Here is a 13567-nt window from a genome sequence, read left to right as displayed (position 1 = left end):
ATCTGGATCGGTATATCGTTGCGGTTGTCATGCCGCAGTCATACAGTAAAATGGCTGCGACGGAAGATTGAGGATATGCATGGCCCTGCTTGAATTGCAGAACGTTCATACCTATTACGGCAAGATCCATGCCCTTAAGGGCATCTCGATGACGGTCGAAAAAGGCGAGATCGTCACCCTGATCGGCTCAAATGGCGCCGGCAAGAGCACAACCTTGCGCACGATTTCCGGCTTGCTTAAACCGCGCCAAGGGCAGGTATTGTTTAATGGGAAGCGCATTGACACCTTGCCGCCCCATGAAATTGTGAAATTGGGGATTGCCCAGTCGCCGGAAGGGCGCCGGATTTTCCCCCGCCTAACGGTGCTGGAAAATCTTGAGATGGGGGCATTTCTCTACAATACGCGCAGTCCAGAGTATCAGGCTGATCTTGACCGGGTGCTGACGCTGTTTCCCCGCTTGCGCGAACGGGTCAGCCAAAAAGGCGGTACGTTGTCAGGTGGTGAACAGCAAATGCTGGCCATTGGTCGCGCCTTGATGACCCGTCCGCAGGTGTTGCTGCTTGACGAACCGTCGATGGGGTTGGCGCCGGTGCTGGTTGAGCAGATTTTCGAGATTATCCAGACGATTAATCAGCAGGGCACCACTGTGCTGTTGGTGGAGCAGAATGCGTTGCAGGCGCTCTCGATCGCGCATCGCGGGTATGTGTTGCAGAGCGGCGAAATTGTGCTTGAAGATACTGCTGCCAATCTGCGCGATAACGAAATGGTGCAGAAAGCGTATTTGGGGTTAGAATAGGACAACGGACAACGAATAGGATAACGAATAAACGAATAGGACAACGAATAGGATAACGAATAGGATAACGAATAAACGAATAGGACAACGAATAGGATAACGAATAAACGAATAAATGATGGATGGCCATGCACAGTGAGCTGTGCATGGTCATCTTTTGTTGTGAGGAGATGAGCGGCACAAAGGTTATGATCTTGGCCGGCGATGACGGTGTTGCAAGATCTTTTGGGGAGGAAACAGGCGTTTCCATTCGAGTCTGTGCCGGCCAAAGTTAAACAGGAGACATACGTTGCAGTCTGAGGCGGCGAAGTATTTCAGGCATTGCGCGATCTCGTCATTGGTCAAGGGGTAGAAGTGCGCTTTGTATTCCACGAGTAGCACGTGTTCAACGCGGTGATCGGGCCGGTACACGGTGACAAGGTTCCCGTGCTGATCCATGACTGGCAGGCGGGGTTCGTACTCAGATGCGAACCCGCGCATGCACAATTGTTGGTGCATCGCCCGATGGTAAACGGCTTCGCGGTGGCCGGGGTCAACCTCGTTATGCACTGCCATTGCTATGCCGATAATAGCGTAGGTTAAACCGCCAAGTTGATCGTCGATGCATTGTGACATACCGTTGTGCTCCTCTGCCGCTGTGCTTCGTGTGGTTGCTGGCTGCCGTTGCGCTGGCTTCCATTGAGTCGTCTCTACTATGAATACTGCGCGAAAAGGGCGATGGTAACGCGGAAGTTGTGGGCAGTTTTCATGCGGCGAGCGAGCCGCTGAGTTAGCAGAGGATGGAGTGGTGCGGAGTGATCAAAAGAACATCCCCTGACCAATTGGTCAGGGGATTGAAGTGGAGCGGGAGACGGGACTCGAACCCGCGACATTGTGCTTGGGAAGCACACACTCTACCAACTGAGTTACTCCCGCTTGATTGCGAGTGATAGTATAGCACGCTCGCGGCTAGCTGTCAATCAGGGAACGAGGCGATACCCTACACCCCATTCGGTCAACAAGAGTTGCGGCTGGCGCGGATCAAGCTCGATTTTGCGTCGTAAATGCCAAATATAGACTTTGAGGTAATCGTTGTCGCGTGCCTGTTCGTTGCCCCACACAGCGCGCAAAAGCTGCTCGTGCGTCACGACGGTGCCGACTTGTTCGGCGAGCACTTGCAACAACTGATACTCGGTCGGGGTCAGATCGATCAACTCGCCGCGCACCCGCACCTCGCGCTTGCGCTGATCAATGCTCAGCACGCCGTTGCCGGCGGTGAGCAGGCGATTAACCGGCGGCACGCGCCGGAGCAGCGCTCGTATCCGGGCCAGCAATTCATCGTAGTTGAATGGCTTGGTCAGATAATCGTCGGCTCCTTGATCAAGGCCGGTAATGATGTCTTGGGGCATTGTTTTCGCGGTCAGCATCAGGATCGGCGTAGTAGCAAACTCGCGCACCCGCTGGCAGACGGTCAAGCCATCAAGATCGGGCAGCATAATATCGAGGATCATGAGGTCGGGCCGTTGTTGGCGCACCATTGTGATCGCTTCGAGACCGCTGATCGTTTGCAGAACCCGGTAGCCTTCTTGCTCGAGCCGGACGCGCACCAATTCTTGCAAGCCGTTGTCATCATCGACAACCAATATCGTTTGCTGCTGCTCCATAGCGATTACCCCGATGTCAATTGTGCCCATTGTTATTGGCTGCCGCCGGCTGGCCGGAGTTCAGTAAAGCGGGCGGCAATATCGGTAAAGGTGAGTTCACCGATATGTACGTAGCGGATCTGGCCATCAGCCGTGATGAAGAAGCTGGTCGGCAAGGGAAACACTCGATAGGCTTCGGTGATCTTGCCATCAACATCAAGCGCGATCGGATAGGTCACACCGTATTGGGCTAAAAATGCCGCTACTCCTTCGATGGTTTGGCCTTGCACGCGCTCATCATCGGTCAGATTCACGCCGATGACCATCAACCCTTGGTCGGCAAACTGCTCGTAGGCCTGTTGCAAAGCGGGCAGTTCGCGTTTGCATGGTTCGCACCATGTGCCCCAGAAATTGACTAAGACCACTTTACCGCGATACTGGGCCAGTTCGATCGTACCGCCGCGCAACTCCGGCGCCGTAAAGTTGGGCGCCGGACGGTTGACCTCACCCATTGCCTGACCGCTGATGGTGTCGCGGTTGGTGAACATCCAGACAGCAGCTACCAGACCCACCGCCAGAAAGGCAAAGATGAAGGCGTTGATGGCTTCGCGCTGGCTGAGGCTACGCCGCGCCGGCGGTTGCGCCGGCTTGATCAACCCTTGGCTAATATCGTACTGTCGCCGGCGTTCGGGGTCGCTCAGCACCTGATAGGCGCGTTCGAGTTCGGCCAACCGGTTGCGCGCAACCGCTTGCAATTCATCGTCAAGCTCGGCGAGGCGATCGGGCGTGTACCGCTGCCGTTGCTGTTCGTAAGCAGCCGCAATCGCTGCTTGATCGGCGTCTGGGTTGATCCCCAGCAGACGATAATAATGGAGCCCGTTCATCTCTGCCATTGTAACATATCCTTAGTGATGTGTTTAGTTGTCTTATTGACTGTGTTCGTTGATTAATATTTGCGCTTGCAACTGTAAACCCGGATTGACCCCCGGAATCGACAACACCAGCCGCCATTGTTGCAGGGCGCGCTCGGTTTGGGGCGGGTCAACGGCGATCAAGCAGATGCCGTGCGAGAGCAAGACGCGCGCATCTTGCGGCGCAGCGCGCAACGCTTGTTCGGCCTCGGCCAACCCCTCTTGGGCGCGTTGCGGATTGCCGGTATCAAGGCCGTAGTAGCAGAGGCTGGCGGCAATATCGGCCCGCACGACATCATTGCCCGGTTGCAATTCCAGCGCCTTGCGGTAGGCATCGACTGCCTCAAGCCAGCGCGGCAGCCGCTCTTGATAGATGCGCTGCGTTTCGGCATCGCCAGTTGCGAGTTGCTCCCGCACGTAGACGACGCTGTCAAACAGCGCATTGCCGAGGTTAATCCACGCATTAGGATTATCAGGCACTTGCGCGACCACCTGTTGCGCTGCAATCACCTGCCCATCGAATTGGGTCAAGACTTCGCGCAAGGTCGGCGTGGGTGGCACGATGGTGGCGGTGGGGGCAGTGGGTGCGTTAGCTGCCGGTGCTACCACCATTGTACTGATCAGCGTGCCAAGCACAATACTAAACGTTGCAGCGGCTACGATCAGCGATGGCAGGAGCCAGACCGGTTGGGCTTGCGTTGCTGTCCGCCCGCGGCGTGGCGCGTCTCGCCGTGACTGCGCGCTCAGGTATGGTTGCGGATTAAAATCCGGCGGTCGCTCTTGCCGGCGCGCCGGCGGCAGCGGGCGAAAATCGATCAGCTCGTCATCATCGGCTGGCGGCGGTGGCGCCGCAGCTTTGGCGCCAGCCGCTGGCGGCGCTGGCCGCAGCGTTTCGTGCAACTGCCGGTCATACTCGGCCCGGCGCTGCGGATCGCTCAAGACGCTATAGGCGCGTTCGATCTCGTCGCGCCGCCGCCGCGCGAGTTCCACTAACTCATCAGCCGCGCCTTCGAGCCGTTCGGGTGCGTAACGTTCGCGTAAGCGTTCGTATGCCGCCCGAATCGCTTCAGCATCAGCTTTGGGGTGAACTTGCAAAAGCTCGTAGTAATCAGCCATCGCTCTCACAACAACGGCCGCGATCGGCAGCCAATCAGGCTGACCACCAACCGCGACCGTCCCATAATCATCGCTCGCTATTGACTGTCCAGAACGGCGTCATGACCGCAAGGCCAGCTGTCATCATACGTGTCCCGATGGCACTTGGTTAACGTCCAATCCCGCGCCAGCCCAATTGCGCCGCCAATTCGGGCAACGCCTTGGGCAGGCGCACGCGCACCCCCGCCAAGGCTAGGCTACCCTCAAGGTAGCGCCGCACCAGCGCGATGGCGCCGCCGATAACCATCAGAATGACGCCTACCCACACCAAGACCACGAGTGGTTTGACGCTCACGGCAATCACTGCTTTGGCTGGCACGACCGGCAAGTTATCGAGACCGGGGCCGCTGCCTTCCAGCAACACCATGCGGTTGGTGGGGTCAAGTTCGCGCAGATGGAGGGTATGGCCGCCGGGGAGCGTCACCGGGATAAATTGCAGCTCGCTCTCGTTGGTGGCAGGGTTGACCACCACCTCGATCCGTGGCTCAACCTCAATTGTTTGTCCCTCGTAGATGACCTCCACTTTTGCGCCAACCTTGGCTTCGCCACGCATCATGGCATCGCGGTCAATATTAAAGCCGCGGAAGGTCAGTGTATAGGGCCCCATCTGCACGCTCTGATCAACGCCGAGCACCGGGCGGGCCGGGTCACGCTCAGGATCGTAGCCGGCCGGCGAAATATAGAGATCGTGCCAGAGATAGCTGTGGATCGAGGGCGTCTGCATGGTAGCGCCCATCCGCTGATTGTAATAGAGGTAGGGTTGGGCCGAGAAGGTGCGCGAGCCATCGCTGACGGTCAGATCGAGCACGCCGCGCTGCTGGTCGTCGAGTTGGTAGCCGTTGAAGATAAACTCATAGCCGAACAGGCGGGCCGACTCGCCGGGGGCAAGGGTCAGGCGGGTATCGGGGGTGGCGTAGGCCGAGGAAGCGACCATACCGAGCGCCATCACGGTAAAGCCAAGGTGAGCGAGGTAGCCGCCAATCCGCAGCCAGCCGCCGCGGAGCGTGCGTGCTAGCATCAGCAAATTGGTGCCGAAGGCGAAGGCGCCGCCGGCGACGTAGGCCAGCGACAGCACATCGCGCACGTCAATGATAATCGCGACAATGGCGGCAATCACGGCCAAGGCCGCTGGCCAGCGCAAGGCGCGCAGCAAATGGCTCAGGTTCGCGTCACGCCAGCCCAACAAGGGGCCGATGATCAAGAGCACAATCGCCACCACGCCGAGCGGCGGCACGGTGCGCTGGTAGAAGCTCGGCGCTAGCGAGAAGCGGCCATCTTCAAACGGCTGGGCTTGCGGGTTCATGAGGGTGCCGTCATCGAGCTCGAAGTAGCGCCCCATCCACTCTTGCAAGGTATGGCCGACGCCGGGAATAGCCGAGATGACCGGCATCGACGTGCCGATCCCCACCACCAGCGCGGTCATGACAATCGTGATGATCGCCAGCACGAAGAAGCTGTCGCGTGAGAAGAACTTCTCGCTCAGCGGACGGGCAGGAATATCGTTCCAGCGCATAATGAGCGAGATGACCGCAACCGCAAGCAAGGCGATCTGAAAGCCGACCAACCCTTCAAAAATCCCCTCAGCGATAAACGAATGCACCGAAAAGTTGGCGTACACGCCGCTGCGGGTCATGAAGGTAGCGTAGAAGACGGTAATATAGGTGGCGACACCCAAGATCAGATTGGTCTTACGCAAGCCGCCGTGGGTGCGTTGCACCAGCATCCCATGGATCAGCGCCGTCAGAATCAGCCACGGCACCAGCGACGAGTTTTCGACCGGATCCCAGCCCCAATAGCCGCCCCAACCGAGCGTCTCGTAGGCCCAATAGCCGCCGAGCAGCAGGGCCAAGCCCAAAAACGCCCATGCCGAAAGCGTCCACGGTAAGGCGCGCTTCACCCACGTATCGTAATCGCGCCGCCACAGAGCCGCCAGCGCAAAGGCAAAGGGGATCATGGCCAGCGCATAACCGACAAACAGGATCGGCGGATGGATAATCATCCAGAAATTGTGCAGCAGCGGGTTGAGGCCGCGCCCATCAGTGGGGGTGAGTGCGGCGCCGGTCGAAGGATCAACCAGAGGCTGGAACGGGTTGAGCACCAGCACGAACCCGATTAGCGCCGCTTGAATAGCCATCACCACCAGCAGCACATACGGCTCAAAGTGCTTGGTGCGGCGCACCAGCAACACGCTCGCGATCGCCCCCCAGAGCAGCCAGATCATAAAGCTGCCCGGCTGCCCGGCCCAACTGGCGGCAATCGTAAAGAAGAACTCCAGATCACGTGAACTATAGTTGTACACGTAATCGAGATCGAAGCGGCGGGCAATAAACACCGTAATCAGCAGCGTCCACGACATCAGCACGCCGGCCAGCGCGGCGTACACGCCAAACCGGGCATAACTGAGCGCAGCTCGCTGCCCGCGCAGCACGAGGCCATAGCCAATCGTTGCCAGCAAGGTCATGCCAAGGCTGGCCATGAGCAAAAACGTACCGAAGAGATACATAGCAACTCTTTCCAGCGGTCGTTGTCTCCGACCGAGTATCCAGTGGTGCTGGCCGGCTGGCGCTTATGGCTTCGCTTGATTCATCTCTTGATATTTCGACGGGCACTTGACGAGCAGGTCATCGGCCATAAAGGCCTGCTCGGCCTGATCGTAGCGCCCAATCGCTACGATGCTAATCGCCTGCTCGAAATTCGCCGGGCGCGGATCATCAGAGATGACCTTAATCAGCTTGCCGTTTTCATCTTGCAGCATAAAGGTAAACCGGCCTTGGGCATCCATCTCGCCGGTGCTGCCGAGGAAGCCGGCCAGTTGCACGCTGCGCGTGCTGCGCATCGCCTCATCAACGCTGGTGGTATAGGCGCGGAACCCGTCTTGGAAGCCGAAAAAGCCGTAGACAACAGCCAACATGATGATGCCGAGGCCGACAATGTGCAGCGGCTTGATGGTCAAACCGCGGCGAACTGGAGTAGTTGCGACTGCCATACGATCACCTTTACTACATGTACATCCTAGGTCTGGGCTGCGGTGCGCTAACCCTACAGGTTACCGGCGCTCGACCGGCTCGCCGGCCTCGCGCACCCGGTTGACGGTTGCGGAAGGCGTTGAGGCATCGTTGTGTTCGCGCTCACGTTCCAATTCACGGCGCAACGCGCGCGCAGCGGCATCGATCCGCCACAAGTAAATAAAGATCGCAATCCAGACTGACAACACGGCAGCGGTTGCCACCAAAATAGCTGCGTTATCCATAGTTATGCCCTCCCGCGTTGCGCTACTGCCCACTGCACATTCAACACCAGTGAACGCACTTGCAACATCCAGAAGAAGAGTGCGGTAAAGCCAAGGTTCGCGGCAAGGAAGGTGTACAGCGTCCGCCGGTTTTCGAGGAGTTGGGTGCCCGGCGCTTCCATATTGAGCCGCACCGCGCCAGTTGCCTCATCGTATTCCTCAAGGCCCAATTGGAACCGCGAACCGGGGAACTCAGGCCGCGCTGCCATCCCGCCATCGACGAGGTCGAGGCTCGGATACAGGATGGCCTCTTGCTGCAAGCCCGGCGTGCTCACCTTCACTTCGGCGACAATCAGATTGCCTTGCCGCTCAAGACCGAGCAATTGCACCTTTTGGTCGCCGATCAGCCCGACTTTGCCCACCTCAAGCACCACGCCATCGCAGTTGCTGCCTTGGATGAAGGCGCAGTTAGGGTGCAGCGTGCTATCGGCGATGCGCGGCGCGACGAAGAAGAGGAACGGCATCGTGACAAAGGCGAAGAGCGAGTAGACGGCGCTGAGTTGCCGCCGCCGGTCAACATCATCGATCGCGGCGCGCAGCGCAAACAGGGCAGCGTAGATCAACAAGAGCACGAAGATCGAAGTCTGGCGCGGATCCCAATTCCAGAAGATGCCCCATGCCACCTGCGAGAAGATCATACCAGTGACGGTGGCGAGAATGGTGAAGAGCAAGCCAGCTTCAGCCGCTGCCACCGCGATATGATCGTCCCGCTCGCGTCGCCGCCAGAGGTACAATCCGCTAAAGATCGCCGAGATCGTAAAGGCAACGACACTGACCCACGCCGTCGGCACATGCACAATCACAATTCGCCCGGCTTCGCCTAGCCCTTCATACTGCGGCACAATCAGAAAGGTAGCAATGATCACGCCGGCCATCCATACGCCTATGCCGATCTTTGCCGCTTGCGCGAGCCGTTGCATCATGGCAACCTGCCTTCTAGCCCATAGGGTTGCAAACGATACATCTTTGACGCATCATACAACGTTGTTGCTTTAAAAGCAAGGAATATTGGCAACAGATTGTTTGCCGGTTCGCCGGCAGCCGGTGATGCGTCGCTTGAACCAGCCTCAAGCGATCATAATATAGTAAGCCTTAACCATTGTATCATGATTGGTGCGTGTCATGACGGCGCCTGATCCGCACGCGATAAGATCGCAATGCTATGCTGATCATACCGGTTGGGCACGGCGGCTGATTACACAATATGTCGCTTCTCCATGATGAAATGGTACCAGCGCGCCGCCACGCTCAGCGCCAAGTAGAGGACTGACAAGCCGGCCACCGCGCGGCCAATGATCCCCTGTTTCCACAGCCAATCTAGCGCTAGCGCCATGCAGATCGCGGCGAGCGGCAGCATAAAGAAGACATGTTTGAGAATCATGTCGGCGATTGTCCAGTTGACCAGCGAGTAAAGGATCAAGATCGCCCACCAAGCGATGAACAAGCTATGCCCCCGCCGCGCCGCCAACCATGCCAGCACGGCACCACCCACGATCAGCGCGATGCCAACCCATGTAAGGTGGTTAAGCATAAATGCGCCATCAATCGCGGGGGTCGGCAAGGGCAGCGCCTCGGCCCGGCTGGCCCGCCGCGCCAAGGCCGAGCCGATGACCGGCAAGGTTTCGGCCACGATGACTGGCACATACCAGATATGGTAGATGAAGAATGCTGCCGCTTCGGCAATGACCATTCCGAGCAGGGCCAGCCTGCCGCGTTGCATGGCGTGGTTCTCGCGCCGGATCAGCTCGATGAGGGCATAGATGCCCATCATCGTAAACGCCATAATGCCGACGACGGTGTAGGTGAGCATCGCAAGCGTCGCTGCTGCCGCCACCCCCCAGAGCGCGCGCCGATCAGTGGGGTGATCGTAGGAAGCCAGCACTGCCGCAATCAGGACTAATGCGCCCCACAAGCCCAGTTGGGTTGGCCAATTGCCCCACGAGATTAAGAAGTAGGGCATCAAGAGCAGATGGTAGCAACCTGCTGCGGCCACGGCAATTTCCGGCCTGCCAAACAGGCGGAGGGCAATATAGGCGATGAGCAGGCTACGCGAGACATCGAGCGCCGTATTCAGCACATTCGAGGCCAATCCCAGATCAATCCCCACCAGACCAAAGGGGGCAGTAATGAGGTACCACAATGGCGAATAGGGAAAATGACCGCCCTCGAAGCCGACCGTATCGCCGAGCAGGGTGACCCGGCTGGGCACGACCAATTCAATAAACCGGCCATCGAGCACCATCTGGGTGCGCGGCACGTGCCAGCGTTCGTCGTAGACAATGGTTTGCGGGTAGATCACGCCGCCGATCTTGATCAACGCCGCCAGCAGCACAATCCGCCAGAGCCATGTTTCGTAGGGTTGCGGCAAGGTTTCGCCGCCGCGAGCAAAGGCGAAGCGGGTAAAAGCACGCAACGGCCCGAGCGCGAGGTGCAATCCTGCCAGCAACCCCCAGAGCATCGGCGTAAACATGGCCCACCAGATCCGGTGAGCTGCCAACAAACTCCCTAATGTGACCAGTGCCGTGGCGACGAGGATGGCTGCCGGCAACGGTTGGACTGCCACCCGGCGCGCCAGCCAATAGCCCAGCGCACCTATGAGCGCGAAATGAATCGCTTGCCAGAAAGGCCAGCCATATTCTAGCTGATGCGCTTCGATCCAGTCGATAGCGACCCCTAGTTGGCGCGGATCGGCGGTGGTCGAGAAGGTTGAGCTGGTCAGGTGCAGCGTAAGGTCATCATCACCCGGCGGCACGAGCAAGTAATAGCGCGCCGGATGACTCCGTAACGTGATCCGTACCGGCGTTAGCTCATCGGTAGTGATGGTCAGTTCAGCCGGTGGCGCGCCTTCGGGCCGGTAGCCGTTAGCCCGGAAGACGATGGTCGTCCAGTTTGAGCCGATGCCGGGGAATGAGACACTTGCTTTGGCTTTGGTGAACGAATAGGAAAAGTACTGGTTACGTTCCAGACTGTGAAAGCCGGTGATATAGGGTTGGGCATAGGTGGTGCCAATATCGAGCCGTCCCGCCGGTGGAATCAGGCTGGCGAGACCAGCGCAGACGATGCCTACTATGGCGAGGCCGAGCGCGACGAACAGATCAGGCCGCAGTTTGGCCAGTTGATTACCCATACATGCTCCCTGCACGATAACACAAATCCAATAGACTCAGCCTGTTTTCAACGACTTGCTGTGCTATACTACCAAAGCAGGTCAATCTTGTGATCTGCCCATCTGCCCTGCGGCAGACACGCACGAGGGATAGCAATGAGACTGGAGCGATTTACTGAAAAGGCGCAGAGCGCCTTCCATATTGCCCAAGAGATTATGCAGGATCACCAGCATTCGCAGCTCGATGTCGAGCATCTCTTTTTGGCGATGCTCCGCCAGCGCGATGGTCTGGCAACGCGGGCGCTGGCGCGCTTGAACGTTGATCCGCAAGAGGTGGAACGGCGCATCGAGCGCGAGCTGGAGAAGCTCCCGAAGATGTTGAATTCGCATGGCATCGGTGGTCAAGTCTTCATTACGCCGCGCACGCAGCGGTTGGTCAAGCGCGCTGAGGAAGAAGCCAACCGGCTAGGCGATCAGTATGTCGGCCTCGACCACTTACTTATCGGCTTGGCGAGCGAGCGCGATGGCCCTTCAGCGCGGATTTTGCAGAGCTATCATATTGATCAGGAGCGGATCTATCAAGTGTTGATGGAGATTCGCGGCAGCCAGCGCAGCGATGACCCCTCGGCTGAGAGCCGCTATGAAATTCTGACTAAGTATAGCACCGATCTGACTGAGCTCGCCCGTGAAGATAAGCTCGATCCGGTGATTGGCCGCGAGGCCGAGATTACCCGCGTCATTCGCATTCTATCGCGCCGCACTAAGAATAATCCGGTCTTGGTTGGCGAAACCGGCGTCGGCAAGACGGCGATTGTCGAGGGGTTGGCCCAACGCATTGCTCGTGGCGACGTGCCGCCGACGTTGGTCGATCGCAAACTGCTGGCGCTCGATCTGGCCGGGATGGTGGCCGGCTCGAAGTTCCGCGGCGAGTTTGAAGAGCGGTTGAAGGCAGTGATGGATGAGGTGCGCAACGCGAAGGGCCGCATCATCCTTTTCATTGATGAGCTGCACACGGTTGTTGGCGCTGGCGCCGCTACCGGCAGCATCGACGCCTCGAATATGCTCAAGCCCGCTCTCTCGCGCGGCGAGATTCAGGTAATTGGGGCGACGACGATTGACGAATATCGCAAGCATATCGAGAAGGATGCGGCGCTCGAACGGCGCTTCTCGCCGGTGTTTGTCGAAGAGCCTGACCCGGAGACGACAGTTGAGATGCTGCGCGGCCTGCGCAAGCGCTACGAAGAGCACCATCAACTGACGATCAGCGATGAGGCGTTGCGGGCGGCGGTGCAACTGTCGAGCCGCTATATCAACGACCGGTTTTTGCCTGACAAAGCGATTGACCTGATTGACGAAGCCAGCGCCAAGCTGCGGATTGACATCTTCTCGATGCCGCCTGAGCTGAAAGCGAAGGAAGAGGAGCTGAAGCGGCTGCAAGCCGAAGAGGAAGAAGCCGGGGCCCGCCGCGACTACGAACGGGCGGCGATGCTGCGCGCGCGCTATTTGGCCCTGCAAGCGGAATTTGAGACTGAGCGCAACGAGTGGCTGGCGCGCAACAATCTCGATGAAGTGGTGGATGATGAAGATGTCGCGCAGATCGTTGCCAGTTGGACGGGGGTGCCGGTCAGCCGCATGCTCGAAACCGAGCGTGAAAAGCTAATCCACATGGAAGAACGGCTGCACGAGCGGGTGATCGGCCAGCACGAGGCGATTGTCGCCTTGAGCGACGCTATTCGCCGCGCGCGTTCCGGCCTGCGCGATCCGCGCCGTCCGATCGGCTCGTTCCTCTTCGTCGGCCCAACCGGCGTGGGCAAAACGGAGCTAGCCCGCGCGCTCGCCGAGTTTATGTTCGACAGCGAAGAGGCGATGACGCGGGTCGATATGAGCGAGTATCAAGAGAAGCACACCGTCAGTCGCTTGATCGGCGCGCCACCCGGCTATGTCGGCTATGACGAAGGCGGCCAGTTGACCGAGAGCATTCGCCGCCGTCCGTATCAGGTCGTGCTCTTCGACGAAATCGAGAAGGCGCACCGCGATGTCTTCAACGCCTTGCTGCAAGTGCTTGACGATGGCCGGCTGACCGATGGCCAAGGCCGCACGGTCGATTTCCGCAATACGATCATCATCATGACCAGCAATGCCGGCACCGAGCATCTGCAAGGCGGCGGGATCGGCTTTAATGTGGGCGGCAAGGCGCAAAAAGCGTTCGATCTGCGCGAGGCGCGCAAGAAGGTTGATGAGGCGCTTAAGCAGACCTTCCGGCCCGAATTTCTCAACCGGATCGACGAGATTATTCTCTTCCATCCGCTCTCGATGGAAGATTTGACCAAGATCGTCGAATTGCAGATCAGCGAATTGGTTAACCGGCTGCGCGAACAGAATATCGGCTTGACGTTAACGCAGGCGGCCAAAGAGTATCTCGTCAACGAAGGCTACAACCCGGTCTTTGGCGCGCGCCCGTTGCGCCGCACCATTCAGCGCCTGCTCGAGACGCCGATTTCGCGCGAGCTGCTACGCGGAACGTTTGCCGCTGGTGATCAGATCGAGGTGGATGTTGAGCATGGCCAGCTCGTGTTTCACCGCGGCAGCATCCTGACCATGGCAGAGCGCCGCCCCGCCGAACCGCTTGATGCCTGAACTGTAATCTACGATGCCGGGTTTGTCATCTTGCCCAGCCCGGCATCGTGG

The 13567-nt window shown here is 58.7% G+C and carries 11 protein-coding genes and 1 tRNA gene; 2 read left to right on the top strand and 10 right to left on the bottom strand.

The genetic code is table 11. The features are described from left to right. The first annotated feature begins 79 nt into the window (after positions 1–79). Entirely contained in the window at positions 80–796 is a 717-nt protein-coding gene (locus A6A03_RS09740) for an ABC transporter ATP-binding protein (protein ID WP_066787132.1), read from the top strand. A 186-nt stretch (positions 797–982) separates the two neighbouring features. Here A6A03_RS09740 and A6A03_RS09735 read toward each other — a convergent pair whose 3' ends face one another. The 10 genes from A6A03_RS09735 to A6A03_RS09690 form a co-directional block, all read right to left on the bottom strand. Further along, positions 983–1411, bottom strand: coding sequence for a GxxExxY protein (locus A6A03_RS09735; protein WP_066787131.1), 429 nt, complete (start codon positions 1409–1411; stop codon positions 983–985). A 224-nt stretch (positions 1412–1635) separates the two neighbouring features. Then, positions 1636–1711: transfer RNA gene (locus A6A03_RS09730), tRNA-Gly, on the bottom strand. A gap of 44 nt (positions 1712–1755) precedes the next feature. Further along, on the bottom strand, positions 1756–2439 hold the full coding sequence (locus tag A6A03_RS09725) for a response regulator transcription factor (protein WP_066787195.1): 684 nt from the start codon (positions 2437–2439) through the stop codon (positions 1756–1758). Between the two features lie 32 nt (positions 2440–2471). After that, positions 2472–3311 (bottom strand): redoxin domain-containing protein, encoded by an 840-nt coding sequence (locus tag A6A03_RS09720; protein ID WP_066787128.1) that lies wholly within the window; start codon positions 3309–3311, stop codon positions 2472–2474. A gap of 33 nt (positions 3312–3344) precedes the next feature. Next, entirely contained in the window at positions 3345–4445 is a 1101-nt protein-coding gene (locus A6A03_RS09715; protein WP_066787125.1) for a J domain-containing protein, read from the bottom strand. A gap of 148 nt (positions 4446–4593) precedes the next feature. Next, positions 4594–6987 (bottom strand): cytochrome c biogenesis protein CcsA, encoded by a 2394-nt coding sequence (gene ccsA, locus A6A03_RS09710; protein ID WP_066787121.1) that lies wholly within the window; start codon positions 6985–6987, stop codon positions 4594–4596. Between the two features lie 63 nt (positions 6988–7050). Beyond that, entirely contained in the window at positions 7051–7470 is a 420-nt protein-coding gene (locus A6A03_RS09705; RefSeq protein ID WP_066787118.1) for a cytochrome c maturation protein CcmE domain-containing protein, read from the bottom strand. Positions 7471–7530: 60 nt separating this feature from the next. Then, on the bottom strand, positions 7531–7734 hold the full coding sequence (locus tag A6A03_RS09700; protein ID WP_066787115.1) for a CcmD family protein: 204 nt from the start codon (positions 7732–7734) through the stop codon (positions 7531–7533). Between the two features lie 2 nt (positions 7735–7736). After that, the gene (locus tag A6A03_RS09695; RefSeq protein ID WP_066787114.1) at positions 7737–8696 is read right to left on the bottom strand and encodes a cytochrome c biogenesis protein; all 960 of its coding nucleotides are present in this window, start codon (positions 8694–8696) and stop codon (positions 7737–7739) included. 272 nt (positions 8697–8968) lie between these two features. Beyond that, entirely contained in the window at positions 8969–10900 is a 1932-nt protein-coding gene (locus tag A6A03_RS09690) for a hypothetical protein (protein WP_066787112.1), read from the bottom strand. A 135-nt stretch (positions 10901–11035) separates the two neighbouring features. Here A6A03_RS09690 and A6A03_RS09685 point away from each other — a divergent pair, with 135 nt between their 5' ends. Next, the gene (locus tag A6A03_RS09685; RefSeq protein WP_066787109.1) at positions 11036–13516 is read left to right on the top strand and encodes an ATP-dependent Clp protease ATP-binding subunit; all 2481 of its coding nucleotides are present in this window, start codon (positions 11036–11038) and stop codon (positions 13514–13516) included. The last annotated feature ends 51 nt before the right edge of the window (positions 13517–13567 follow it).

The organism is Chloroflexus islandicus (assembly GCF_001650695.1).
Taxonomy (GTDB): domain Bacteria; phylum Chloroflexota; class Chloroflexia; order Chloroflexales; family Chloroflexaceae; genus Chloroflexus; species Chloroflexus islandicus.
Note: the sequence above shows the minus strand (reverse complement) of the source record. Positions and strands in the feature narration are given on the sequence as shown.

Bases quoted from the DNA above. Each gene is read 5' to 3' on its own strand.
- A6A03_RS09715 (WP_066787125.1), bottom strand. From the start codon at position 4,445: ATGGCTGATTACTACGAGCTTTTGCAAGTTCACCCCAAAGCTGATGCT.
- A6A03_RS09700 (WP_066787115.1), bottom strand. From the start codon at position 7,734: ATGGATAACGCAGCTATTTTGGTGGCAACCGCTGCCGTGTTGTCAGTC.
- A6A03_RS09690 (WP_066787112.1), bottom strand. From the start codon at position 10,900: ATGGGTAATCAACTGGCCAAACTGCGGCCTGATCTGTTCGTCGCGCTC.
- ccsA (WP_066787121.1), bottom strand. From the start codon at position 6,987: ATGTATCTCTTCGGTACGTTTTTGCTCATGGCCAGCCTTGGCATGACC.
- A6A03_RS09740 (WP_066787132.1), top strand. From the start codon at position 80: ATGGCCCTGCTTGAATTGCAGAACGTTCATACCTATTACGGCAAGATC.
- A6A03_RS09705 (WP_066787118.1), bottom strand. From the start codon at position 7,470: ATGGCAGTCGCAACTACTCCAGTTCGCCGCGGTTTGACCATCAAGCCG.
- A6A03_RS09735 (WP_066787131.1), bottom strand. From the start codon at position 1,411: ATGTCACAATGCATCGACGATCAACTTGGCGGTTTAACCTACGCTATT.
- A6A03_RS09725 (WP_066787195.1), bottom strand. From the start codon at position 2,439: ATGGAGCAGCAGCAAACGATATTGGTTGTCGATGATGACAACGGCTTG.
- A6A03_RS09695 (WP_066787114.1), bottom strand. From the start codon at position 8,696: ATGATGCAACGGCTCGCGCAAGCGGCAAAGATCGGCATAGGCGTATGG.
- A6A03_RS09685 (WP_066787109.1), top strand. From the start codon at position 11,036: ATGAGACTGGAGCGATTTACTGAAAAGGCGCAGAGCGCCTTCCATATT.
- A6A03_RS09720 (WP_066787128.1), bottom strand. From the start codon at position 3,311: ATGGCAGAGATGAACGGGCTCCATTATTATCGTCTGCTGGGGATCAAC.